We start from the raw sequence: 25,214 nt of genomic DNA, 5'->3' as shown, positions 1-25,214 counted from the left end.
ATCGCGATATGAACACTGCATGCAATCGAAGAATGCCGGAGAGGGTTGAACAGAAGATGAGACGATGGATGGACACAACGCTAAGCATTGAACAAAGAGTAAAGGAATTGCTTGAAGTTATGTCGCTCGATGACAAGCTAGCCCTGATGCATCGCGGAACACCTGATGAAAAATTAGGCATTCCTCTACTGAAGCTGAACGACGGGCCTGGCGGTGTGACTGGGCCTCATGAAACGGCAGGGACGCAGCTGCCTGCTCCAATTGCGCTGGGAGCAGCATTTGATCAAGAAGCCGCTTATCAATATGGGGAGATCATAGGCAAGGATGCTCGGGAGCGCGGGACATCGTTATTGCTTGGTCCCACGGTTAATATCGCTCGAACTCCGCTTAATGGACGGACATTCGAAGGCTACGGCGAGGACCCGATGCTGTCTGCTGTAACCGGAACGGCGGTTATTCAAGGTATCCAGGAGCAAGGCGTCATGGCTTGCATCAAGCATTACGCGGCCAATAATCAGGAAGCAGACCGTATGGTGCAGAACAGTATTATCGATGAGAGGACGCTGCGCGAGATTTATCTTCCTGCTTTCGAAGCGGCGGTCAAAGAAGGTAATGCCGCATCAATCATGGCCTCCTACAATAAAATCAACGGAGCATACGGTGCAGAGAACCACCATTTGCTCAATCAGGTACTGAAAGAAAATTGGGAGTTCGACGGCTTTGTTGTCTCCGATTTTCTAGCTACCCAAAGCACAGTCAGGTCTATATTCGCGGGTTTGGACTACGAGCTAACCATTCCTTTCAAGAGGTTCTTCGGCGAACCGTTAAAACAAGCAGTAGCAAGCGGACAGGTGCCGATGGCGAAAATTGATGACAGCGTTGGCCGTATCTTGAGGAAAATGTTCAGCTTTGGCTTGTTCGATCGAGAGGCAGACGGAGCAGGAAGTGAAAGGAAAGTCTATTCCAAGCATGATATGGAAGCTTTGCTTCTCGCGGAGCAATCGATTGTTCTGCTGAAGAACGATGACAGCATCCTTCCACTTGCGCCAGCCAATTCCATTGCGATTATCGGACAAGCGGCTGTAAACCTGATTGCATCAGGCGGAGGCAGCGCCCATGTGCCTTATGCAGGCTCGGTTACTCCGCTTCAAGCTATCGAGCATCGTGCTGGACCTGATGTACGGGTTAGCTACGTACCTGGTACAGCGCCTGTTCCTTCTGGCCCTTCCTTTATCTATCCGTCTCCGAATGCAGGCAACACGATTCCAGCCGAAGCGTTCGAGAATGGTTTGCAGATGGAGGCTTATGATTCTGCAGATTTAAGCGGTGAGCCTGTGCGCACACAAACGATGGAGAAGCTTTGCTTGAACTGGCAGTTTGACGGTGTTCCGCATGCTCCATCTGCGAAGTGGACCGGAACGCTGATTCCGAAGAAGACGGCAGACTATACGTTTTACGTTCCGGCTTCAGGCGGGACCCGTTTATATGTAGATGGGGAGCTTATAATCGACAACTGGAATTTTGAGTCGCTCTACCAGACTGGAGTCAAGAGATTAGAGGCAGGATGCCGTGTCACAATGGAGGTTCACTATACCTCTTCCAGCGAAGAAGCTGCAGCTCTTCCTTCTATTACGCTGGAGTGGTATGCAGGAACGGATGAAGCTTTAATAGAAGAGGCGGTTAAGACAGCAACGCTGGCGGATACAGCAGTTGTATTCGTAAATGACTACATGACCGAAAATTTCGATAAGCCGAATCTAAGGCTGCCGGGCGAACAAAATCAATTAATTAAAGCGGTCGCCGAAGCCAATCCGAATACGATTGTTGTGTTGAATACCGGCGGCCCGGTTGAGATGCCTTGGGTGGATAAAGTGAAGGGTGTTATAGAAGCCTGGTATCCCGGTCAGCAAGGCGGAGAGGCGATAGCCAAAGTATTGTTTGGTGATACGAATCCATCGGGGCATCTGCCGATCAGCTTCCCGGCATCAGGCGAACAAGGTCCAATCGCGACGAAAGGACAATATCCGGGCATAGGGCTCGACACGGTTTACTCCGAGAAGCTGGATGTTGGTTACCGCTGGTTTGCTGCATCCGGAGAGAAGGCGTTATTCCCTTTTGGTCATGGCCTTTCATACACCTCTTTCAGCTATAGTGACCTGCAAACCGAACAAATTAAGCACGCGGGATTACCTTATTTACGAGTTGCCTTCGAGATTCGAAATAAAGGTGAGATCTACGGCCATGCCGTCCCACAGCTGTATCTGAGCTTCCCGGCAGCTGCTGGAGAACCGCCGGTGCAGCTGAGGAATTACAAGAAAGTCGAGGTTCCGGCAGGTCAGACGGTCCAAGCGGAAATGCTTCTAAACCCAAGAGCCTTCAGCATTTGGAATAAAACATGCAATAAATGGGCAGTTCCGGCCGGAGAGTTCACCATTCTGATTGGAGAGTCCTCCGAGCAGCTTGTTCTGCAGACAGCTGTCACCCCGTCACCGGAGCTTGCTCAGGCAGTCGAACACTGCGACAGCGTATTACACGGCTGGAAGCAGGTATAGTAACAGCCATTATTAGGTAAGCCTGAATGCTGTAAGCAATCATCGCTCTGTAAGCTACCGAAGGAGTCTTACAGAGCTTTTTTCCACCCAACGAATCCAAAAAAAACAGACATTCCACCTAAAAAAAGGCGCCGTGATATTCGCCATGTATTCGTTTACAATGAAGGAAACATCATTACGAGCCGAATCGGCCAAGGAGATCAAAGCGGATGCGTTCATTTTCCCTATCTTCGCTTCTAAGGCAGTTCCGCCCCCGCAGACTTCGTACAAGAATACTCCTGGCCGTTGTGTTATTGTCGGTGCCGCCGCTCATTATCCTGGGATATATCTCGTTTAATATCTCGAAGGATACGATCGTGCATAACCACCTGGACAATAACAAGCATAATTTGCAGACAGCCAGCGAAGTGGCGGATTTATTATTTCGAAACGTGATTAATATGCACCGGCTGATTCTGGCGAATGATCAGCTTCGGGAAGAATTGAAGGATAGTGCGGCAGATGAAAGCCATGTACTTGATATCCGAACGGCTAACCGTCTGCAAAATCTCGTTGTACGCAATTTAATTGATACCCGCCATATTGACTCGATTTGTTTATTTGATCGCGGCTTCCATTCCGTCTGTTACGGAAGTGTTGAAGCTAATGCGGGTATTTATGATGATGAGACAAGCCGGGAGTTAATCGGTCAGACAGATTGGTACAAGCGTGCGGCTGCAGCTAACGGCCGAGAAGTATTTTTCAGCTACAATGTGCTTCAATCCCTTAACTCCGGCAATACGGGCATGTCTTTCTCAAGCGTGAAGCTGCTGCGTGACCCGGCGAGTTTCCGTGTTATTGGGCTGCTGATTATTAATTTGAAGAAAACGATATTTGAGCAAGCAATGGGGGATGACGGGGATTTTGTCGTGCTGGATACGACCGGTGAGCTGTCACGCAGCGTATATGCGCAAAATGATTCTATTGCGAATCTAATCGATCGGGAGGATGGAGAGGCTGCTGTGCTCCAGGAGCTGCATCAGCATGGCTATTTGACAGTTGGTTATCATAACGCAACGACCAATTGGACCTTCCTTCATGTTGTGAAGGCGAATGTGCTGCTGCAGGATTCGAACCGGATCGGTACGTATACGACTCTTATTGCTGCTTTTATTGCGCTTATTGCCATAATCCTGTCGATGTTTGTTTCGGGAAGCATTACCCGTCCGCTGCTGCAGCTGAAGAAGATGATGGTCGACTGGTCCAAAGGCTCAGGTGCCTCTGTTCATCTGGTTTCCTTTGAGGAGGATGAAGTAGGAGCAATTGGGGAGACGTTCCGTAAAATTTCCACGGAGAACATTCAGCTCAATGAAAGACTGATTCACTCGCAATTAAAAGAGAGGGAAGCGGAGCTTCGGACGCTGCAGGCACAGATCAAGCCGCATTTTCTCTATAATACGCTTGATTCTATTTACTGGATGGCTATCCTGCAAAATAATGCGGATATCGCCAAGATGACCATTGCTTTATCGGAAAGCTTCAAGATCAGCCTGAACAAAGGGAAAGAAACGATTCCGGTATTCAAGGAGCTCCAGCATATCGAGCATTATATGACAATACAGAACCTTCGATATAAGTCGAGGTTCCATTACACAGTGGATGTTGAGCAAGGGCTTATGAGCATAGAAATTCTGAAGCTTATTTTGCAGCCGCTGGTGGAGAACGCCATCTATCACGGGCTGGAGCCGAAGATTGGTGAAGGAACGATTCGGCTTACAGGCAGAATGGAGGATGGAACGGCTGTCTTCAAGGTAGAAGATGATGGCGTCGGGATGGAGGATATTCGGGCCACGGAGAAGGGGTATGGACTTGTAAATGTCCGGGAACGTATCATGCTCTACTATGGTCAGAGAAGCTCGCTTCGGGTAAGCAGTGAACCGGGAAAAGGAACGGTCGTTGAGATCAGATTCCGGCCAAATGAAATCAGAGAGGGTTGAGAGTCATGTTAAAGGCCGTTATTTTCGACGATGAGTATATCGTGACACAAGGGCTTCAAATGATGGTTGACTGGTCCCGCTATGGCATTGAGCTAGTCGGCACAGCCGATGACGGCATCTCCGCTCTGCAGATGGTTCGGGAGCTTGCGCCTGACATTGTCATGACCGATATTCGTATGCCCGGGTTAACCGGACTGCAGCTTATTGAAGAGATTGCGAAGGAAAAGCCCGATACAGCCTGTATTGTGTTCAGCGGCTTTAATGAATTCGAATATATCCGTAAAGCGTTAAAGCTTGGGGTCATCGATTATTTGGATAAGCCGATTACGCTTGAGAAAATCGATGAGGCCATTGTACGGACCATCGAGAGGATAGGCCATCAGCAGGAGCATACCCAATTAAAGACGCAGGTGTCGGCTAATAAAGAAGCTTTGCTGGAGAAGGCGGCTCTTGATTTGCTGCTGCTTGGTACAGAAGCCATTCCTGATTGGAGGGCTGCCTTTGGCAAAGCGGAGGCAGAGCAGGTGAAGGGAGTTACCGTGCTTGCATCAACAGGCAGGCTGGATCTCCTGGATGAGCATCCTTCTTACCATATCGTTTCCTTTTCGTATGGGAAGGAATGGATCATGGCGGTATTTCATTACACGCTCCCGGCTGAGGAATTATGGGAGCAGCTTACGATCCTGTCTCCCCAGATGCAGGAAACCGTTGGTTCCGGCCAAACCTATACGGATCTGGCGGGTGCAGGGGCAAGCTTGAAGGAAGCTGTCCGGGCTTTACGCTACGCGGTATTTCTGGAGGAGAAGGGCTGGACCCGTTTCGAGCCGGCCGAAGAGAGTCTGCCGAAGGGCCTCAGCGAACGTGAGGAAGAGATCGTCTTTTGCATGAGAACGGGTAATAAGGAAGGGCTTATTCGCCAATTGGATGATTATAAGCGTTGGATGGAAGCTCAGAGACTAAGTCCGGAGCTGGTGGAACAAGAGGTTATGAAGCTTGCCTATATCGGGTATCAGGTTGCGATGGAAGCAGGGGGGGAGGTCCGGACACTTGTGCCGCATTGGGAGCTTGGCGGAATGTCTTCGAGAGACCGGATGTTCGAGTGGCTTCGGGTGCAGATGGAGCAGCTTCATAATTTTATGCGGGAAGATAAGCATGCATCCAAGCATAATGCGGTGGAGAAAGCTCTTGCTTTTATTGAGAAGCATTACCTGGAGTCGTTCACCCTGCAGGAGGTGGCAGAGCATGTCGGCATGAATGCAACTTACTTAAGCCTGCTGTTCAAGGAGAAGGTGGGAACCTCCTATATTAAATATGTAACCAAGCTGCGGATGGAGCAAGCAAAGATCATGCTGTTGAAAGGCATGCTTGTTAATGATGTCAGCAAGAAGGTTGGTTACTATAATTACAGGCACTTTACGGAACTATTCAAGAAATATACAGGCGTAACGCCAGGGCAATTCCGGGAAGGGCATGGCATTAGCAAATCGCATGAGCCGGTACAGGAGGTGGGCGATCATGAGTAAGCCGGCTGCTGCTATAGGCGTATTTACAGCAATATGTCTGCTCCTAGTATCCTGCTCTGGCGGCTCTTATGGATCCGATGAACAAATCTCCGATCCGACGCGGGTTATTCATTATGTATCGTCCGATCTTGAGGAGCAGCAGCCCCGGATCATTAGCGAACAGGCACGTGAATATGAGAAGAAGCATCCGAATATCAAATATGAATTCGAGAGCGTCAATACCTCGGATCTTGTGCAAAAAATCCAGCTGCTTGCGGCTAGCAATGATTTGCCGGAGATTTTCTCCTATGAATCCGGCAGACCGCTGGAGCAGCTGGCCGATAATGGATTTATTCTGGATATCGAGAAAGTATTTCGTGAGCTTGGCCTGCAAAACGAATTAAATCCGGCGGCTGTGAAGCTGCTGAAATCGATGGTTAGGGACAAAGGGCTGTATGCCCTTCCGCTCGAGATCAATATCGAGGGCTTCTGGTACAACAAGGATCTATTTGCCGAATATGGACTAGCTGTGCCAGAGACTTGGGATGATCTGCTTCATGTGGCGGAGGTGTTCAAGTCGCATGGTATTCAGCCGTTTGCGCTTGCTGGTGCGAATAAATGGCCGATTACCCGACTCATTAACGGATACGTCATCCGGAAATATGGCTATGATGCGATGCAGCGTGTAGCCCGTAAGGAGCTGAAGGTGACAGAGCCCGGATTTGTCGAAGCGGCGGCTATTGTTCAGCAGATGGCGCAGCTAGGATATTTCGGCAAGTATGTGAATACAACGGAGACGGATGAAGCCTCAACGTTATTCCTCGAGGGGAAAGTAGCCATGTTTTATACCGGAAGCTGGAGCCTCAGGGATTTCAACAGCTCGCTCAAAAATCAGATCGGGACGGATGCCATCGGATTGTTCAATATTCCTCTGGTGAGCGGCGGTGTGGGGACCAAGGACGACTGGCTGATGAATGCGGGGCTTGCCACTACGTTATCGGCAGCTTCTTATGACGATACCATGAAGGAATGGCTGAAAGCGGTATTTACAGGTTACGGGGATAAAGCGATGAAGGAATATGGCGTTATATCAGGCTTTAATGTACAACATATGCCGGCCGATGTGCCGAGGCTTACGCAGCTGGCACAGGAGACGATCGACAGCGTAAAGAATGGCGCTTTATGGTTTGAGGCTTTGTTTGATCCCGATACGCAGACGATCGCCTGGAATAACGCTCAGCTGCTGATTGCAAGCAAAGACTACACACCGGAGATGTATATGCAGGATTTACAGGCGGCGTTGGATAAACAGCAATAACAAGTAGAGAAGATCCCGCAGCCGTCGCAGGCTGCGGGATCTTCTTGTTCGTCTAACCTTTGACTGCACCGGCTGTCATGCCGGCAACGATCCGTTTGTTGAAGAAGATAAAGAGGATGAGTGGCGGAAGCGAGATCAGGATAATATCTGCGAACAGCAGGTTCCAGGATGTATTGTACATGCTGGTGAAATTGTACAGTGTCAGCTGAATGGTGGCATTCTTCGCTCCCGGGAAGAAGTAGAGCGGGTTAACAAAGTCATTGTAAATGCCGACGGAAGACAGGACGACAACCGTTGACGTTACCGGCATAAGGAGCGGGAGGATCATCTGGAAGAACATCCTCATGCTGCCGCAGCCGTCGACTACAGCCGCTTCATCAATTTCTCTTGGAATGGTGGCCATAAAGCTGCGGTACAGCATGACGGCAAAGGAGATGCCAAGCGCAACTTCAACCATTACGATCCCGGTCATCGTCTTGAACAGATGAATAGAATCAAGCACCCATATGGTTGGTACAACAGCAGGCGGAATCATAAGGCCGGCCATGACAAGAAACTGGATAATGCCAGACCAGCGGTCGTTACGGCGCTGCAGCACATAGCCCGTCATGGCACTGACCACAATTAGAACAACGATGGACAGCAGCGTAATGAGCGTACTGTTCATGAACGAGCGCAGAACCATATGGTCTTGGGCTGTAAGAACTTCCTTATAGTTCGACCATTGGATGGAGGTTGGCCAGCTCAGATCAAGCAGCGAGGCGTCCGTCTTGTTTTTCAGCGAGTTAATAATAACAAATAAGAATGGTACCCAGAAGATGACGATGGATAAGAGAACGGCAACAATTTCGAAAATAAGCCGTTTGGTGCCTTTCAGCTTCATTACAAATCAACCTCCCTTTTCGACAGCAGCTTAAGCAGAGGGAAGGCCAGCAGAGATACGCCGATAAAGAGAATTACGTTGCCCGCTGTAGAGAGGCCGTAGAAGCCGCCTTGATATTGTTTATAAATGATAGAAGCGATCAAGTCCGTACTGAAGCCGGGTCCGCCTTTGGTCATCGCCCATACGAGGTCGAAGGAACGCAAGCCTCCGATAAAGGCGAGAATAATGACAGAGTTCATCGCGGGAGCAACAAGCGGATTCGTAATATGCTTGAATCTGTCCCATGAGTTGCCGCCGTCGATCTGAAGCGCTTCGTAATATTCTTCGGGAATGGACATAATGCCCGCGATAAAAATAACGGTAGCCATGCCGACGCCTTTCCACACATCAACAATAGCGACGGATAACAAGGCAATGCTTGTGTCGCCAAGCCAGTCAGGACCAACGATGCCTGCCAGAGACAGGCTTTTATTAATCAGACCTTGCGTTGGATGCATCATGCTGCTGAAGGCAATACCAACGGCAATCGTAGATAACAGAGTCGGGAAGAAGACGACAGAGCGCAAATATCCTTTAATCCGGAGACCGGATGTCAGTGCAACCCCAAGTATGAGTCCCAGGACAACCTTAAGGCCGCAGGTAACAACTGCGTAAATCAGTGTATTGCGAAACCCGATATTAAGCGATGATTCTGAGAAGAATGTCTTATAGTTATCAAAGCCGATATAATCCCAGTCCACAAGATCCCATCTCGTCATACTGAAGAAGAAGGACATGATGGTAGGCAGCAGGAATAGTACGAAATAGATAATGCCGGCGGGCAACAAAAACTTATACGTATAAAACTTTTTGGAAGTCTTTGTTATGGAAGCCTTCTGCATGGTGAATCTCTCCCATCTTACTTTCTTTACAAAAGCCCTGACCTGCCTTATGAGCAGGGCAGGGCTGCTTGTTTATGCTAACTCACCAGCCGGAAATACCGAGCTGCTTCGCTTGTTTCTCAACATCTTTGTCATAAGCTTTTGCATTATCTTCTGCGGACTTCATGCCTGCGCCGACTTCAACGGTCAGCTGCGGCAGGCTTGGTCCTTTAAGCGGAGACAAGAATTCGAGTGCCGGCGCGTTGTTGCCGTTATCGAAGTAAGGCATCATTTCTTTAACGCCTGCGTAAGCATCATCAGGCAGTGTAGCACCTTTGATCACATAAGGACCTTCCGGCTTCGCTTTGCTTGCCAGAAGTGCCATGCCATCCGATGAAGCGAAGAAGTTGATCCATTTTTTCGCTGCTTCGATGTTTTTGCCGTCTTTGTAGATTGCGATTCCAGCAGGCATCCATACCGTCAGAGCGGTTTTGTCGGCGCTGTCAGCAGGTTGTGCGAATACGCCGATGTCGTCGATTTTATCCGGGTAAGTCGTAAAGATATTAGTGAGTGCAAAAGTCAGCATCGGATATTGCACGCCAGTACCGTCAACGAGCATTTTGAGCGCTTGGTCATAAGTCGTTGCAAGGTAATCTTTGTTCATATAATCTTTCATTTCGGAAAGCTTCTGGAAGCTGCGCAGTGCTGCTGGTGTATCCGCGAATTTCGCTTTATTGTTCGTGAAATCATCGGCAAACGTTGGGGCATCTGCCTGTACGTTTGCGTAGTCAGCCAAGAAAATTAATTGTGAAGTCCAGCTGTCCTTGTAGGAACCAATGACAGCTGTTTTACCAGCAGCCTTGATTTTATCGCTGTTTGCTTTCAGCTCATCCCATGTTTTCGGAACGCTCAAGCCAAGCTCCGCATACACCTTTTTGTTGTAGAGCCAAGCACCAGCTTGTGATGCGCCGCTTGGAGCCGCATAGGTTTTGCCGTCAACGCTTACTGTCGGCAGGAAGGAATCCAGTACGTTTTGCATGAACGGTTCACTGGTCAAATCAAGGAAATACTTCTCAGGCTGCAGCGCCTTGAACAAGGAGCCGGAGTTGTAGAAGCTCAGGTCGTCCATTTCACCGGTAGCGAGTCTTGTCTTCACCAGGTTGTCGCCTTCATCTCCACCCGGACGTAGATCAAATTCAGTCTTGATGTTGTAGCGCTTCTCGATTTCGTCAGCGACTACTTTAATGCCGTCCGTCGAAGTCTGGTTGTCGATCATCAGCTTCAGAGTGACCGGCTTTTCGTAACGCTCCGAGGCAGTGTCATTCGATGCAGCCGGAGATTCGGCCGCTGCGTTCTGGCTTGCTTCAGGAGATTTGCTCGCATTAGCGTTTGTTGCTGCGTTATTATTGTTGTTGCTGCCGCATGCTGTTAAAGCGGAAGTGAGAAGTACTGCTCCTGTCAGAGCAAGAATAGTTTTCTTTTTAGATTGAGCCATTGAGATATACCCTCCTTGTAGTGTTCGAGCGTAAACTACGGTTCAAGAAATTGCTGATTAGGTTGGATGTTCGGGGTTCCGGAGCCCTGTGGACCTAAGTGTAAAGGCTTTCATTTTTACTGTTAAGCGCCGCATTTTTTAGATGTGTCTGCTTTTTTTAGGTCACCGCGCAGTTAAGCGGGGTTTGGGGAGGCAGCCTAAATTAATCGTACACCGCACCTAAAAATAGCAGACATTGCCTTGCTTGATCATCTAAAAAAATCGGATGTTTATCCAAAAAGTAAGACTATTGTGTTATGGTTTGTAAGCGCATACGATGATCGTAAGGAATATTGAATATAGCGTTAACAGCAGGAATTTCGGAAGGGGATTTATCCATGCTAATTAATCAATCCATGGTCGATAAGGCAGAGGCCTTAATACCTGAACTAGTTACTTCACTGGCAGAGCCAAAAGCAGTAGTTGAGATTGTTGCCGATGAGACGGCTTTTCAAAGCTGGAGAGTTGATCAGGCGGAGAAGCAGAACTGGCAGGAGCAGGTGCTTGGCAAGGGTGACAGCTTTGTTCTGGACTTCGAAGATCATCTTGTCGGGTATGTGAGCTTTAAAGTAAAAGCAGTAGGTAGTCCGCCAGATGCGCCGCTGAAACTGAAGCTGACGCTTGGTGAAATGCCATGTGAAATCGCAGAGCCTTTCGACAGCTATGATGGTTGGCTGAGCAGCTCGTGGCTGCAGGAGGAAACGATTTTTATTGATGTCTTGCCGGCTGAGATTAAGCTCCCTAGACGGTACACCTTCCGGTTCATCAAGATAGATGTGCTAGATACATCAAAGAAATACAACGTGTCGTTCGAGCAAGTAGCGTGTACAGCAGTTACTTCCGGTGATCCGTCTAACATAGTTCCATTGCCGGAAAGGCTGTCTGATGAGCTCGCTCTGATGGACCGAATCGCAATCAAGACGCTGCAGGACTGTATGCAATCGGTGTTTGAGGACGGTCCGAAGCGGGACCGGCGCCTGTGGATTGGCGATTTAAGGCTGCAGGCACAGGCGAACTATCTTACCTTCAATAACCTCGATTTGGTGAAGCGTTGCTTGTACCTTTTTGCCGGGATGAGGCTTGAAGACGGGGCAGTTGGGGCATGTGTATTTGAGAAGCCGCATGCTCATGTGGATGATACAAGGCTGTATGATTACTCGCTGTTCTTCGTAGCTTGTCTGTATGACTATTATGTGGCATCCGAAGATATGGATACGCTGCAGGAGTTGTGGCCAATAGCACTGGAGCAGATCGAGATAGCGGTGCAGCGGCTTGATGAGCATGGAATTGTGCGCGACGATGAGACCTGGTGGAGCTTTATCGACTGGCATCCGGACCTGAACAAGCAGGCGCCAACGCAGGGCGTTCTTATTTATTGTCTGAAACGAGGCTTGGGGCTTGCACGCATCCTTGGTCTGACGGACAAGCAGCAATATATGGAGGGCCAGATTGAACGGGCAACTAAAGCGGCAGTAACGGAGTTATGGGATGATAAAATAGGCTTCTTTGTCAGCGGCGCCAAGCGGCAAATCTCGTGGGCTTCGCAAATCTGGCTCGTGCTCGCTGAAGTGCTGCCTGTGGAAGAGAATGCCGCGTTACTCAACCGTTTGTTCGAGGAGCAGCCGGCAATCGGGATGACCACACCTTATATGTACCATCATCTCATTGAAGCTTTATTCTCGGTAGGCAGCAGCGAGAAAGCTGCTGAGCAGATGCAAGCTTATTGGGGAGAGATGATCAAGGACGGAGCGGACACGTTCTGGGAGCTGTATAATCCGGATGATAAGAAGCTGTCCCCATACGGCAGTAACCTGATCAACAGCTATTGCCATGCATGGAGCTGTACACCTACGTATTTCATTCGTAAATATTTGATCTAATATGAGAGCAGCCCTCTCCACTTCCAAATAGGAAGAAGAGAGGGCTGTTTTTTTTGCTGAAATCTATTTATACGGAATGGTCACCGTTGACTGCTGACCGTTGCCGCTGCTCGCATTAACACGCAGCGAGGAAGCTCCGTTGCCAATCGCACTCCATACTTTAATGGTGATCGTACCGTTATTCATATTCGCGAAGGAGCCGGTTGCGGATTGAGGTCCGCCACCTTGCGTATAATCCTCCCAGCCGGTTACATCATTGGTGGCGAAATAACCATAGGTCTCAGCTCTCGTAGCACTTCCATTGCCATTAAAATCATAAGTGACCTGAACCTGTACGCCATTGCCGACATTAGCCGCCGAATCAACGAATAGATGGAAGGCGGTTGCTTTCGTAGAGTCATAGGTGGCGTTAATGCCGGTAATGGTGTAGGTTGTGGCGCTATGAGGTGTGCCATCATAGTTGACTCCGCCTGCGCTCGCAATCGTATCGCTGGCTGCCGAGGTTCCTGCCGTGAAGCTTAAGCTGGAGCCGGACTTCGCGTATAACACGTTGCTTGAAAGCGCAGTTCCTGGAACGGTAAAGCTTACGCTATTACTCGTACCAGCTGAAGTCGTTACGGTCACATTGTAGCTGCCAGCCGTGAGGCTGCTTGGGACAGCAGCGGTAATTGAAGTATTCAACCAACTAGTTACGGTTGCTGTCACAGAGCCGAACTTGAGCGTAGATGTCCCTTGGGAAGCACCAAAATTGCTGCCGGTTACAGTAACGCTGGTGTTCACAGCTGCTGAAGAAGGACTCACACTAGTAATCGATGGGCCGCTTGGCACAACAACGGTTCCAAGGGAAGAGGCAACGGAGCCAGCCGGTACGCTTAAGGTTGTGCCATCCGAGAAGGTAGCTGTGATCGCCGATGTGCCTGCGTTATAAGCGACATAGTTGCGGGTAGATCCTTTCTTAAATACGCCATAAGTTGGTACGTTGGCCGTTACGGAAGTATCTACCTGTCCGAGTGCCTGCATGTTGTACAGGAAGCTGTACGTATGAGCCTTCGTTTCCCCGTCTTCCGGCGTGTAATTTGGGTTCGCATTAAACAAGCTGATTGCACCGCTTGCATCATAAAGCGCCTGGTATTCCCAGAAAATATCCGGCCACATCGACCATGACGTACTTCCGCCGCGTTCGGACGCCATTTGCGCCAGGAAGGCTGCAGAGTAAGTTGGCTTGTATCCAAGGTAAGCCGATGCTGCTGTTACCGGTAAAATGTTTATGCCACGGATCGCCTGCACATCCGCCGAGAACCAGGTCGCATAAACAGATTTGCCACCCCAAATCATCGAAGAGTAGTTATGATTGTATCCGCTCTTGAAGTTGGTTCCATCTGTATTAAACCAATATTCGTTTACCGCATTGACTTCGGTCGTATACAGATAGATACCCGCATCGCGGATCGCGGTATTGCCAGTTGCTTGCCCCCACAAAATCATTGCGGACCATGCGTTGATCGCCTCGGAGGAGGATTCCTGGTTATTGCCGTCAGCAAACTCAGAGTTACCTGATGCCCATGAGTGGCCGGCATAGGGGTCAAAGTTGCGCATATACGGGAATCTAGTATCTGAGCGGTCCCAGTTGGCGAAATCTTTAATCAGCATATTGACCATGCTGCCATAGTTCGAACTAGATGCCCAGCTTGGGTTGTTACGTGCAACCTCTGCTGCGGCACGAACCCAATAACCATAGTGGAAATGATGGTCATTCAGCGTGTCATTAGAACCGTAGCTGGCTGGGTAGCCGATCAATGTCCCCCAATTGCCATCATAGTAGAATAAGTTGTTTGTCTTTGTGCCAGCAGTCAGATTGTTACTTAATGTCGTCTCTAAATAGTTTTCGAAGTTCGTAACGGCTGCTGTATTGCCTGCCTGTTGCGCGATTGGCAGCAGATTAGCGATACGGCCCAAATATTTGCCAAGCCAGTAAGTATCGGTAGCCCCAACCGTGTGGTTAGCTTCGGTCCGAACGGATTCGATATAGTTGTTTAGTGTGGTCGTGTTATAGCTGCCTACGGCTGGAAGGTAGGGAAGAATACCTTGATAAGTAAGTGATGTGGTGAAGGATGAGCCCGATACAGTCTTCATGGTTCCTCTGACGCTGTCGTAGGTGTAAGGGAGAAGGGATTGCGCAGTGTTTTTCCACTGGCTTGGGTAGAGTGCCATAATGGTGCCGGTTTGAGTACCCTCCATAGCTTGTGTGGTTACATTGTAAGACGTAGATACCTTGCTAGTAGAAGAGGAATACGAGTAGTTTGATGTGGTATTGGTTACAAAAGAGTAGGCGTATTGCTTGTAGGCATTAAGTGTAGCTGCTGTATTATCAGGAAGAACAGCAACGGAGAAATAAGTTTTGCTGTTTAATGAATTCGTGAGGGTAGAGGTTCCGATCCCTGACCAAGTCGAACCGGTAGGACCAAATAATCCGTAATGATGTCCGTTAATTGTAACACCCAGCACGCTGCTTGATGCACTACCGGACCAAACCGTTGGAGTGGATGGGAAGGTCAGCTTCGGCAGGCCGCCGGAGTAGGTGCTGTAGATAAACGGCAGGCCATGCCCGGTAGTTACCCGCATCGTTCCGCCGCTGTTGAACAGCATCGATACCGTCCAATCGGAGAAAGCATCAACCCGTGCATCAGGGAAATTCGATTGCGCAGAATGGCCAAGCGTAAAATCATTCACATACGCGCCAAACATCGCATCCGCACTCCCGGATTGAACCGGATAGCCGATACCAAGTCCGTCGGCTTTGGCCTGAACAGCAAGCGGGTGGGGGAACATAACATCCGAGTAGGCTTTCCAGGCAAGCGAGCTCCACCAGTCATTAGTTGGCATGGCACCTGTGACATTGGACGTTTTATAGATCGTTCCCGGTGGTCCCGTCTGTCCTGCGGGCAGGGTTGTGGTGTAGCTGCCTGCACCTGACGCAATCGTAGCGGCCGCTGCTGGAGAGGCAAATGATCCTAATATCGTAAAAGCAAATAATGCGGTTAATACCATCAGTTTGGTCCATTTCATATCCTTCTTCATACCCTTCTTCATGAGTCTCCTCCTTGAATGTTAAACTGTAAGTCCATGACCTGCATTCAAACCTTATTGCCGAATTTGCGCTTGAACGCTTCAGCGTCCAGGCTGCATCACCCCTTTCCAAAACGGAATTGGAAAACGACAAAAAGAAGACCATTCTTCCTGAATTACACGAGAAATTCCCGGAACTGTCCTCTGTTAATTAAACGGCCTATAGATTGATCTGAGTTGGTGTCTAGGATGTGGACTTGTTGGTGTCTGAGATGAGGTGGATACGAAATCGAGGAGAAGCTTGATGGGATATAATTACGAAATGTTTTCGTAAATTCTCCTTGATTATGGATGGAATTCCGTCCGAAGTAAAGAGTGAAATGTGATTTTTAGCAAAAATAGGGCTTAAATCCTGATTATATTACGAAAGTTTTCGTGAAACTAGTATTCGGAGAGTGTTGTGTTTCCGAAACGGACTGCAGTATGATAGGATGAAATTAAAGTGAGAGAAGTAGGGCATACGGCCCGCGGAAGTGAGAGGAATAGTTGTGAAGATCACGATTAAGACGATCGCCGAACTGGCGGGTGTATCTGTATCTACCGTTTCTAAAATATTGAACAACTACGAGGATGTTGGTACGGAGACGAAAGAGCGCGTCCTTAAAATAATGGAGGAGCATGGTTATCCATCTGCCAATGCAAACAAGGCTTCGAGGCGTAAATCACAGCTTATTGGAGTTGTGTATGCGGGTAAAATTAATGCTGAATTTAACCATCTCTTCTTTGTTGATGTGATCAATGCGTTTAAGAAACGAATCGGTCTGCTAGGCTATGATCTGCTCTTCTTCTCGAATGAGAGACTCGAGGATTCTGAAGGGGATTACTTGTCCAGATGCCGCCACTATCAGGTGGATGGCTGCGTCATTATATCCGGGGATGAGATAGATTCGGGCATCGCAGAGCTGGATCAGAGTGATATCCCTTGTATCGGGATTGATCTTGAGCTCACTGGCAACAGATCCGGTTATGTTATGTCAGATAACAGCAGTATCTCCAATAGGGCAGTGGAGCATTTTTATCTGCAGGGGTATAAAGAGTTTGGCTTTATTGGCTGCTCCGGGACAAGCCGGATTTCTCAGTTCCGTGAACAATCCTACAGAGATGCTTTACAGCGTTACGGGCTGCCTGTTACAGAGTCACATTTCAACAATGGAAATGACTTTTTCGAGCATACGGGTTATGAGGTCATGACGAGAATGATAAAAGCGGGAACCGTTCCACGTGCCATCTTCGCTGCTTCCGATCTTCTTGCGATTGGTGCCGTGCGGGCTCTAAGAGACAAGGGGCTAAATGTTCCGGGTGATGTGGCCGTCATTGGCTGCGATGATATTGAAGCCTGCAATTATGTAACGCCACCTCTTACGACAGTTAGGCAGGATAAAGAGAAGATTGGTCTTCTGGCGGCGCTTATGCTATATGATCTGATGAATGGGCAGCTGCAGTCGAGCTCGGTGATGGTTGCCCCAGAGCTGGTTGTACGGCAAAGCTGCGGCTCATAGAATAAGAAAGGAGCTGTTCTCCAGGCCATTGTTGTGGCTTAGGGAACAGCTCCTTTTGTTTGCTGCAGCTATATTCTAACGCCGGCGAACAGCGGTAGAGTAGATAACACCATACCGGAATAGCAGCTTGCTGCCGAGCCAGCCGACAACACGGTCTGTTAAGAAGCCCATCAGCCCAAGGCTGATTAAGCCGACAAAGATCCAATCTGTTCGGAAGTAAAGTCTGGAGTTCCAGATCAAGAAGCCAACGCCTTCGTTTGCAGCGATCATCTCAGCACCAATAATCGCCATATAGGAGGTACCCATCGCAAGCCGAATACCGGTAAAGATATACGGCGTTGTAGCGGGAATAACAACATGGAGCAGAATCTGCCACTCGGATGCGCCCATACTTCTTGCCGAACGGATCCGATCTTCCTCAATCGCGAGTACACCCGTTAAGGTATTAATAATGACGATGAATAAGGTCGCGTACATAATTAGAGCGATCTTCGACTGCTCCCCGATACCGAACCAGACCAGGAACAGAGTGATAAAAGCGATAGGAGGGATGAATCGGACGAAGTTAAGGAAAGGCTCAGCGAACACGCGAATTGCGGTTACTTTGCCAATGGTTAATCCAATCGGAATAGCAATAAGGCTGCCTAGCGCCCACCCTGCAAATACCCGGTAAAAACTGATGCCGATATATCGCATCAAGGAGCCGTCGCTCATCAGTTCCTGCGCACCTTGCCAAGTAGCGACTGGGCCGGGGATAATCTCTGGACCATAAATCCATGCACCAATCTGCCAGACGATAAACGTCAACAGCCAGAGGAGGGGGATGGTAACCCATTTTTTCTGCAAAATCTTCATGGATACAGTCCTCCTTCCAGCTCGGCATCAAAGTGAGATTGAATCCGGCGGTGCAGCTCGTTTAGTGCAGGTGATGCCGGGTCACGCGGATACTCAAGCGGAACCTGATAGATGCTTGAGATACGTGCATTAGGACCGGTGGACATTACGGCGATCCGTTCGCCAAGCAGCAGCGCTTCTTGAATATCGTGTGTGACGAAAATAACAGTCTTGCCAGTCTCCCGCCAAATCTGGCTTAGTTCCTTTTGCATGATTCTTCTTGTCATCGCATCAAGCGCGCCAAACGGTTCATCCATCAAGAGGATGGCTGGATCATTGGCTAGAACACGGGCAAGTTGAACGCGCTGCTTCATGCCGCCGGACAATTCACGAGGGAATTTGTTCTCGTGACCAAACAATCCTACAAGCCGGATATAACGGTCCGAAATCTCATGCCGCTGCTCTTTAGGCATCTTTTTCATTTTTAGGCCAAATTCTACGTTTTGCCGTACGGTCAGCCAAGGGAAGAGGGAGGAGTCCGCCTGCTGGAAGACAACCGCTCTTTCCTTGCCAGGCTTGTCGACCTCGTCGTTACCAACGCGCAGGCTGCCTCCAGTCTTGGAGACAAAGCCTGCAATCATATTAAGCAGCGTAGATTTGCCGCAGCCGCTTGGGCCAAGTAAGACGAAGAATTCTCCGCCCTTCACAACCAGATCAATATCCTTAATGATATAGTGTACAGATCCACTTTTGCCCGGCTTTAGCTCGGAATAGCTCTTATTCAGCCGTTCGATCGTAATGGTATTTGGAGATGGATTTGTATTCAGCATTTGCGATCCCTCCTATTCTTTGTAGGTGAATGAATCAGGAAGGGCCTGTTTGATACCGTCCAGGCTCAGCTTATCGGCTAGGTTGAAGTCGTTCTGGATGATGCCTGCTCCAACCATATAGTTCTTCTGATTCGTCAAGCTGTCGAATGACTGCTGGGTGAAGCCAACTGTCCAATTGTTGGTGGCCAAATCCCGGATGGTTGCTTCCTTAGGCTGTTTCGTTTCTTTGAACAGGATATCAGCCGTTTCATCAGGGTGAGCCGCAATGAACTTCGAGGTTTCATCGAGTGCCTTCAGGAAGTTCGCAATCGCCTGAGGGTGATCCTTAATCAAGGAATTAGGGGCGATAAGGGTACCGCCGATCCGGACCGATGTCTTGGACATATCGGTCAACTCGTGAACACCTTCAATCGCTTTGAACTTATCAACTAGCGTTGCGCCTATAACCCAGCTGGCGTCGATCTCGCCCTTTTTGAGCGCGACATAAGACTCGTCAAAGCCGCCTTGGCCAATTTGTTTGGTATCATCAATGACTACACCATTATCCTTCAGATACACATCCCACAGATAAGGAAGGAAAGTGCCGCGCAGCGTGCTGAGTTTCTTGCCCTTCAGATCTGCAGCAGATGTAATATCGTCCCGGACGAACAGTTTCCATTGTGCTGCCGCTTGTTCCGTATCTGTGCCTGTTGCTCCTATAATGGAGAATTCACCCTTACTTACAGCATTTAGTGACGGGAAATCTGCGCCCCAGCCGATATCTGCCTGCTTGATAAATAAGGAGTTAATGCCTTCTGCTGGTGTAGCGAAGGTAATAATCTCTGCATCTATGCCGTATTTCTCAAGGAAGCCTTTGTTCTTCGCAACACGGAAGACCGGATTGGTTGAAGTGTCGGCAATTTTGATTTTAATAGGATCAGCGGCAGCTGCTGCCTGCTGATTGTTATTTGGGTCAGCCGCCGCTTGGCTGGGCTTATTGTCCTTGCCGCCGCATGCGGCAAGGGTGAAAGTGACGGCTATGATCGTAGCTAGGATTCCAAACTTTTTCATGGAATTTCCCCTCAGCTTTCTACATCAGATGGATTTGGTTTTTCATCATTGGTCGCTACGCAGAACGCACCCTCTTCGAAAGATAGAGTTCCGACCACTTCTACAACCGAGTTAGTGCCTTTTACTGCTGCGCCAGGTACGCGGTAATCCGCAACATCAAGTGGAATGATGGCTTCTTCTGCTGGCTTATCGAGCTGCGGTACCCATTCATATGGAACACGGTAAGCCCGATAGACCATGTTGGCATTGATTTTGTTTTTGTACGGAGAGATGTACTCCCAGACTAGTTCATGTTCTCTTGTAACCTCGAAAATCCGTCCGTCCGCACCTTCCGTAATGAGTGTATTGCCATTAGGCAGCCGCTGAGCAGAGCTGATGTAAGGACTATAAAAACGATAAGAGTCAAGCGGTGCCATGTAGCCGGCTTCAGTTGGCGTATACTGCCATTCGATTTCCAGCGTTACAGGATTAATCTCAAGAATACGCGAGTGGTCGCGTACAGCATTTTTCAGTCCATCCGGGGATGCCGGATTCGGAAGGCCGTAACCGCCCCAGCCGCCGTTATCAAATACGAGCAGATTGCCTTCGCCAGGCAGACCTTGTGGAATAATGTGGGCATGATGCTGACCAATGATCCAGCCGAGATGCTTCACTTCCGGCTTGGAGTAGTCCGGACCAAGCTGCCAAACGATCTTGCCAGTTTGACGGTCTGTAATGGCGATAATGTTGGATTCTCGCGCATCCCAGATAATGTTGTCCGGGTGGAAGCGCTCATCGCCAGCATCGTAGAACTTATTTGGGCCGACCCAGGAAGCGGAGTTGATATGCATCCAGTCGCCGCCGGTGTCATTGCCGAAGTGACGGCCGTTTGGATCGTTAAACAGAACATTTTTGGCAGCCTCATCAAATCCCAGCTCTTCAAAATGATCACTTACCGCCCATTGCCACAGGATATTACCTTCCCAATCGACTTCGATAATGACGTCATCTAACAGCAATTTATCCGAAATCTCAGGCTTTATCACGTTACGGTGGGCGAGGATGAGGGTGCGTCCGCCATTTGTCTGCGGCTCCTGTCCTGGTGCATAATAGCCGACTGGATTGCCCTCGCGCTGATAATCATGATGCGCACGTGCCATCCATTGCGGCTCATAGCCTGGATCCTCTATGTACTCCAGACGGTTGAATTTCCATACAATCTCTCCATCCCAATTCACTTGGACGAGATCGGCTTCATCCTGGAAGCCATATTTCGGATCTCGTTCTTTCGTGCTGCCTACCACATAACCACCTGGCAAGATCTTGTTCGGGAAGCCGCGAAGTCCTTTCCACAGATGAACCTCTTTACCATTCATGTCAATCAGCAGTGCACCTACATTAGCAGCTTGGAAAATTGTGTAGCCGCTCCAAGCCTTCTCTGGCAAATAAACAGTTGCTCCAGTTGGATAAATAGTGGGATGTCCCATGTTCAACACTCCTCAAATGAATTGTAATAGATTAATAATTCAAAAAATTCTTGTTTGGCGCCGCCGGCGGCCGTACTGCTGGCTTTTCCTGCTGCTCGTATTCTTTAACCAGTGCCATGTAATTCTCGGAGAAGCTTTCCAGGTTGGCGTAAATCTTCTCGAAAATCTCTTTCTGACTCGCTAACTCTTCCTCATTAAATCCGCCAAATAGCAGCTTCACGCCTCGCTGACCGAGATTCGGATACCGTTCTAACAGCTGTCGTCCTTCTTCTGTAATGTCCAGCCATACGTTTCTTCGGTCACCTTGCATTCGGCGCCGATCAGCGAAGCCTTTCGCCTCAAGCTTGTCGCATAACGCGGTAATTGCACCGGAGGTTAGATCCAGCTGCTCCGCAAGGTCTCCAAGCTTTTGCAAGCCGCTTTGCTGTATGGTCCGAAGAATAAGAAAACCGGGTAGTGCAATGTCCTCAATTGAGATTTTGTCCCGTTCCTTCACGAATCTCCGAACCATCCGCCTGAACAGCCAATCATTTTCTTCCATTTGAGATATGAGATCTGTCATGATAACTTGTTGATTCCCTCCTCTAAGAAAACAAAAAAGGCCGCAACAGACGTCCTGTGTTCAGGTACGTGAGTTGGGCCTTTGGTTATCCAATCGGCTTTATGAAATTAGTTCAACGTTAAAAGAATGAACGTTGAAGGATTATGGATTGATATTAACTCCATAATTCCGATACGTCAAGTGGTATTTAAAAATATTAGGTTTTATGCATTTCCCGGAACTGCAGAGGGGTCATTCCCTCCAGGCTCTTAAAGCATTTGCTGAAGTAGCTGGTCTGAGAGAAGCCGGTTTCGAGTGCAATGAGCTTAATGGACAAGCTGGTAGAAGCAAGCAGGCGCTTTGCCTGTAGGATACGGGACTCCATCAGAAAATCGGAAAATGATTTGCCAAACGTTTTATTAAACCTGCGGCTGAAATAATGCGGGCTGAACCCGGCAATGGCTGCGGCCTGTTCCAGTGTGAAGGGATCGCTGCAGTGGGCACGGATATAATTGGCCGCTGCACGTATTTTGTCAGCAGCTTGATTCACAGACACATTAAGCTGGGCAGCGGTGGCTTGAATTCTGGTGAGCAGCTCGTACAGTGTAGCGGCAGCTGCATATTCATCATCTACCTCATAGCCTCTGCCTAGCTGCAGCAGCTTTTCTATTAACGACTCTGCAGGAGTGGGATCAGATAATTGAAACAGCCATGGCTCATCCAAACCTTTCCCGTCCAATAATTCCTCCAGACGAACGCCGAAAAAATGGACCCAACGAATATTCCAAGGATCTCGGGAATCCGCATGATACGTTTGCCGGAGACCGGGACCATATAGGAAGCCCTGTCCCTCAGTCAGCTCATACGTCATGCTGTCCGTATGCAGATAACCCTTGCCGCCAAGAACGATATGCAGATTATAATAGCGGTCCAGATTGTTTTCGGTAGTGGCATATTCGCGATTGACGTCATGCTCGGGAAAATCACTGTACCCTCCGATAAAATCGGGGAAGCAGCTATGTCTGGGGAAGATGGGCTTCGGCAGAAAAATATGTTCTTTCATCAAGCACCTCATAACGCAATATTTTCATAAATATTTCAATTGAGTGGCAATTCACATAGTCGTTGTTTAAACATTATGACAATATATTAATACATATCGCATGTTTTTGTCATATCCTTCTCGAAGATACTTCAACTAGAATAGAGGGTAGTACATGAGATATTGGGAGGCTGACTTGCAATGGCAAAATCGATTCAAATGGAGGAGCTAACGTTAGGCGTATGTTATTATCCGGAGCACTGGCCGGAGGAATTATGGGAGGATGACTTCCGCCGGATGCGGGAGATGAATATTTCGGTCATCCGGATGGCGGAGTTTGCATGGGCGATGCTGGAGCCGGAGGAAGGCGTATTTGACTTTAGTTTTTTCACTCGGGTGATGGACCTGGCACATCAATATGGGCTGAAGGTTATCTTAGGTACACCAACGGCGACGCCGCCGGCATGGCTGACGCATAAATATCCGGAAGTATTAAACGCCCATCAGAATGGTGAGCTTATCAAGCACGGCATGAGACGTCATTATAATTACTCCAGTCCGAAATACCGCGAGCTTTGCGAGCTTATCGTGCGTAATATGGTCAGCGCTTACAAGGATCACCCGGCGGTTATTGGCTGGCAGATCGATAACGAGTTCAACTGCGAGAAGAACGTTTTTTATGCCGAGGCTGATCATGCCGCATTTCGGATGTGGCTCAGACAGAAGTATGAGACTTTGGACAATTTGAATAAAGCTTGGGGAACCGTCTTCTGGAGTCAGACATATACGGCTTGGGAGCAACTGCACCTGTCACAGACCGAGTCGCCGAATCCACATCTGGCATTAGATGAAAAGCGTTTTATCTCGGATAATGTCATCTCGTTTGCTAAGCTTCAAGCGGACATTATCCGTGAGCTAGCACCGCAGCATTGGGTGACAACAAACGGTTTATTCGGACATCTGGACAGTCATGAGCTGACCGATGAGTTGCTCGATTTCTTCTCTTACGATTCGTACCCGCAGTTTTCGACGATTTTCCCGGGAAATGATGAGAACTCACTTAAAGATCGTGGCTGGAGCATGAGTTTGTCTAACGTTCGTTCGATCTCGCCGAACTTCTGCGTGATGGAGCAGCAATCTGGTCCAGGCGGCTGGGTAGATCGGATGGAGATGGGATCTCCAAGGCCGGGACAAATCCGGTTGTGGTCTTATCAATCCGTTCTGCATGGTACGGATCTGCTGGTCTACTTCCGCTGGCGTACAGCAACGATGGGGACAGAAATTTATTGGCATGGAATCAATGATTACCACAATCAGCCGAACAGACGGGTTAGAGAAGTTGCACAGGTTGGCGGGGAATTCGAGAAGATTGGTGCCTTAATTGCCGGAACGAAATACCAAGCAGAAGTGGCCATCATGCAGGATTATGATAATCTCTGGGATGGAGAGATGGACAAATGGCATGGCCCGCTGCAATGGCAGAGCAAAGGCTCTTGGTATAAGCAGCTGCAATACCGTCATATTCCGGCTGATCTCCTTACTTTACGGTCGAACACCACCTTGGAGGATTTATCGAAATATAAAGTGATCGTTTATCCGCATGCGGCAATTATGACAGATGAGACGGCTGAACTCCTTACGAGATATGTGGAGCAAGGCGGCAAGTTATTTTTTGGCGCCCGTACAGGCTATAAGAATCCGACGGGACAATGCTACATGCGTCCGTTCCCAGGTGCAGTTGCAGAGCTGTGCGGCATAACGGTTGAGGATTTCACTTTAATAAAAGGGACCATTCAACCAGCAGAGTTGAATTGGGAGGGGCGTGTTCCTTCAGGAACAAAAGCCGTCGCATTTAATGAGGTATTGAACGTTCAAAATCCGGAAGCGGAGGTAGTAGCTCATTATGCCTCGGAATATTACAAAGGTGAGCCAGCTTTAACCCGGCGTACAGTTGGTAAAGGTGAGGTATGGTATTACGGCGCAGCTTATAGCGAGCCGGTTGTAGATGCTATCTTGGATGAGCTGAGCATCTCCACTCCAATCGCAGACTGGTTAGAAGTTCCTGCTGCAGTAGAGCTTGGCATTCGTTCTTCAGAGGATGCATCGTATGCTTTCCTGCTGAACTACTCCGATCAGTCAGCTACACTTCAAGTGAAGCGGGCAACCAAAGATCTTCTGACAGGAGCAACACTAGAGAATGAGGTTGAGATGCCGGCGTACGGCGTTATGATTCTGGAGCTTTAATAATAAAGAACAAGCCCCCGCGGGATTATCCACGGGGGCTTGTTGTATTAAGAAACAAATAGCCTGCGGCACGGGGG

Annotated in this window: 17 protein-coding genes; 7 read left to right on the top strand and 10 right to left on the bottom strand. The window is 48.9% G+C overall.

The features are described 5' to 3' along the window. The first annotated feature begins 56 nt into the window (after window positions 1–56). The 4 genes from AB4Y93_RS10660 to AB4Y93_RS10645 all read left to right on the top strand — a co-directional run bounded on the left by AB4Y93_RS10660 (window position 57) and on the right by AB4Y93_RS10645 (window position 7,348). Window positions 57–2,552 (top strand): beta-glucosidase H, encoded by a 2,496-nt coding sequence (locus AB4Y93_RS10660; protein ID WP_441891672.1) that lies wholly within the window; start codon window positions 57–59, stop codon window positions 2,550–2,552. A gap of 209 nt (window positions 2,553–2,761) precedes the next feature. Beyond that, entirely contained in the window at window positions 2,762–4,528 is a 1,767-nt protein-coding gene (locus AB4Y93_RS10655; RefSeq protein WP_441891670.1) for a histidine kinase, read from the top strand. 5 nt (window positions 4,529–4,533) lie between these two features. After that, window positions 4,534–6,051, top strand: a complete 1,518-nt coding sequence (locus AB4Y93_RS10650; RefSeq protein ID WP_441891668.1) for a response regulator transcription factor — start codon at window positions 4,534–4,536, stop codon at window positions 6,049–6,051. Beyond that, window positions 6,044–7,348: an ABC transporter substrate-binding protein gene (locus AB4Y93_RS10645; protein ID WP_441891666.1), complete on the top strand. Its 1,305-nt coding sequence runs from the start codon at window positions 6,044–6,046 to the stop codon at window positions 7,346–7,348. Before AB4Y93_RS10650 ends, AB4Y93_RS10645 begins: the two co-directional genes overlap by 8 nt. 52 nt (window positions 7,349–7,400) lie before the next feature. Here AB4Y93_RS10645 and AB4Y93_RS10640 read toward each other — a convergent pair whose 3' ends face one another. The 3 genes from AB4Y93_RS10640 to AB4Y93_RS10630 form a co-directional block, all read right to left on the bottom strand. Further along, entirely contained in the window at window positions 7,401–8,231 is an 831-nt protein-coding gene (locus AB4Y93_RS10640) for a carbohydrate ABC transporter permease (protein WP_441891664.1), read from the bottom strand. Continuing rightward, window positions 8,231–9,112 carry a carbohydrate ABC transporter permease gene (locus tag AB4Y93_RS10635; RefSeq protein ID WP_208420398.1) on the bottom strand — a complete coding sequence of 294 codons (882 nt, stop codon included), beginning with the start codon at window positions 9,110–9,112 and terminating at the stop codon, window positions 8,231–8,233. Before AB4Y93_RS10635 ends, AB4Y93_RS10640 begins: the two co-directional genes overlap by 1 nt. 82 nt (window positions 9,113–9,194) lie before the next feature. Next, on the bottom strand, window positions 9,195–10,586 hold the full coding sequence (locus tag AB4Y93_RS10630) for an ABC transporter substrate-binding protein (protein WP_441891662.1): 1,392 nt from the start codon (window positions 10,584–10,586) through the stop codon (window positions 9,195–9,197). Window positions 10,587–10,963: 377 nt separating this feature from the next. Between AB4Y93_RS10630 and AB4Y93_RS10625 the strand changes: the two genes are divergently transcribed. After that, window positions 10,964–12,505, top strand: coding sequence for an alpha-L-rhamnosidase-related protein (locus AB4Y93_RS10625; protein ID WP_441891660.1), 1,542 nt, complete (start codon window positions 10,964–10,966; stop codon window positions 12,503–12,505). Between the two features lie 63 nt (window positions 12,506–12,568). Here the strand turns inward: AB4Y93_RS10625 and AB4Y93_RS10620 are convergent, their stop codons facing one another. After that, window positions 12,569–15,595, bottom strand: a complete 3,027-nt coding sequence (locus AB4Y93_RS10620) for a glycosyl hydrolase (protein WP_441891658.1) — start codon at window positions 15,593–15,595, stop codon at window positions 12,569–12,571. 524 nt (window positions 15,596–16,119) lie between these two features. Here AB4Y93_RS10620 and AB4Y93_RS10615 point away from each other — a divergent pair. Next, window positions 16,120–17,130 (top strand): LacI family DNA-binding transcriptional regulator, encoded by a 1,011-nt coding sequence (locus tag AB4Y93_RS10615; protein ID WP_441891656.1) that lies wholly within the window; start codon window positions 16,120–16,122, stop codon window positions 17,128–17,130. Between the two features lie 75 nt (window positions 17,131–17,205). On the opposite strand, the gene AB4Y93_RS10610 is transcribed toward AB4Y93_RS10615, so the two are convergent. From AB4Y93_RS10610 to AB4Y93_RS10585, 6 genes are all read right to left on the bottom strand, one after another. Next, entirely contained in the window at window positions 17,206–17,985 is a 780-nt protein-coding gene (locus tag AB4Y93_RS10610) for an ABC transporter permease subunit (RefSeq protein ID WP_167279344.1), read from the bottom strand. Next, on the bottom strand, window positions 17,982–18,794 hold the full coding sequence (locus AB4Y93_RS10605; protein ID WP_441891654.1) for an ABC transporter ATP-binding protein: 813 nt from the start codon (window positions 18,792–18,794) through the stop codon (window positions 17,982–17,984). Before AB4Y93_RS10605 ends, AB4Y93_RS10610 begins: the two co-directional genes overlap by 4 nt. Window positions 18,795–18,806: 12 nt before the next feature. Continuing rightward, window positions 18,807–19,844, bottom strand: coding sequence for an ABC transporter substrate-binding protein (locus AB4Y93_RS10600; protein WP_441891652.1), 1,038 nt, complete (start codon window positions 19,842–19,844; stop codon window positions 18,807–18,809). A gap of 11 nt (window positions 19,845–19,855) precedes the next feature. After that, a complete protein-coding gene (locus tag AB4Y93_RS10595; protein WP_441891650.1) occupies window positions 19,856–21,310 on the bottom strand; it encodes an aryl-sulfate sulfotransferase in 1,455 nt (484 codons plus the stop codon). A gap of 31 nt (window positions 21,311–21,341) precedes the next feature. Further along, window positions 21,342–21,872, bottom strand: coding sequence for a MarR family winged helix-turn-helix transcriptional regulator (locus AB4Y93_RS10590; protein ID WP_441891648.1), 531 nt, complete (start codon window positions 21,870–21,872; stop codon window positions 21,342–21,344). Between the two features lie 196 nt (window positions 21,873–22,068). Next, window positions 22,069–22,914, bottom strand: coding sequence for a helix-turn-helix domain-containing protein (locus AB4Y93_RS10585; RefSeq protein ID WP_441891646.1), 846 nt, complete (start codon window positions 22,912–22,914; stop codon window positions 22,069–22,071). Window positions 22,915–23,094: 180 nt separating this feature from the next. Here AB4Y93_RS10585 and AB4Y93_RS10580 point away from each other — a divergent pair, with 180 nt between their 5' ends. Next, on the top strand, window positions 23,095–25,137 hold the full coding sequence (locus AB4Y93_RS10580) for a beta-galactosidase (RefSeq protein ID WP_441891644.1): 2,043 nt from the start codon (window positions 23,095–23,097) through the stop codon (window positions 25,135–25,137). Window positions 25,138–25,214 lie beyond the last annotated feature (77 nt).

The organism is Paenibacillus sp. YAF4_2 (assembly GCF_052113225.1).
Classification (GTDB): Bacteria; Bacillota; Bacilli; order Paenibacillales; family Paenibacillaceae; genus Pristimantibacillus.
This window is presented reverse-complemented; position numbering and strand designations above follow the sequence as displayed.

Bases quoted from the DNA above. Each gene is read 5' to 3' on its own strand.
- AB4Y93_RS10660 (WP_441891672.1), top strand. From the start codon at position 57: ATGAGACGATGGATGGACACAACGCTAAGCATTGAACAAAGAGTAAAG.
- AB4Y93_RS10655 (WP_441891670.1), top strand. From the start codon at position 2,762: ATGCGTTCATTTTCCCTATCTTCGCTTCTAAGGCAGTTCCGCCCCCGC.
- AB4Y93_RS10650 (WP_441891668.1), top strand. From the start codon at position 4,534: ATGTTAAAGGCCGTTATTTTCGACGATGAGTATATCGTGACACAAGGG.
- AB4Y93_RS10645 (WP_441891666.1), top strand. From the start codon at position 6,044: ATGAGTAAGCCGGCTGCTGCTATAGGCGTATTTACAGCAATATGTCTG.
- AB4Y93_RS10640 (WP_441891664.1), bottom strand. From the start codon at position 8,231: ATGAAGCTGAAAGGCACCAAACGGCTTATTTTCGAAATTGTTGCCGTT.
- AB4Y93_RS10635 (WP_208420398.1), bottom strand. From the start codon at position 9,112: ATGCAGAAGGCTTCCATAACAAAGACTTCCAAAAAGTTTTATACGTAT.
- AB4Y93_RS10630 (WP_441891662.1), bottom strand. From the start codon at position 10,586: ATGGCTCAATCTAAAAAGAAAACTATTCTTGCTCTGACAGGAGCAGTA.
- AB4Y93_RS10625 (WP_441891660.1), top strand. From the start codon at position 10,964: ATGCTAATTAATCAATCCATGGTCGATAAGGCAGAGGCCTTAATACCT.
- AB4Y93_RS10620 (WP_441891658.1), bottom strand. From the start codon at position 15,595: ATGAAGAAGGGTATGAAGAAGGATATGAAATGGACCAAACTGATGGTA.
- AB4Y93_RS10610 (WP_167279344.1), bottom strand. From the start codon at position 17,985: ATGAAGATTTTGCAGAAAAAATGGGTTACCATCCCCCTCCTCTGGCTG.
- AB4Y93_RS10605 (WP_441891654.1), bottom strand. From the start codon at position 18,794: ATGCTGAATACAAATCCATCTCCAAATACCATTACGATCGAACGGCTG.
- AB4Y93_RS10600 (WP_441891652.1), bottom strand. From the start codon at position 19,844: ATGAAAAAGTTTGGAATCCTAGCTACGATCATAGCCGTCACTTTCACC.
- AB4Y93_RS10595 (WP_441891650.1), bottom strand. From the start codon at position 21,310: ATGGGACATCCCACTATTTATCCAACTGGAGCAACTGTTTATTTGCCA.
- AB4Y93_RS10590 (WP_441891648.1), bottom strand. From the start codon at position 21,872: ATGACAGATCTCATATCTCAAATGGAAGAAAATGATTGGCTGTTCAGG.
- AB4Y93_RS10585 (WP_441891646.1), bottom strand. From the start codon at position 22,914: ATGAAAGAACATATTTTTCTGCCGAAGCCCATCTTCCCCAGACATAGC.
- AB4Y93_RS10580 (WP_441891644.1), top strand. From the start codon at position 23,095: ATGGCAAAATCGATTCAAATGGAGGAGCTAACGTTAGGCGTATGTTAT.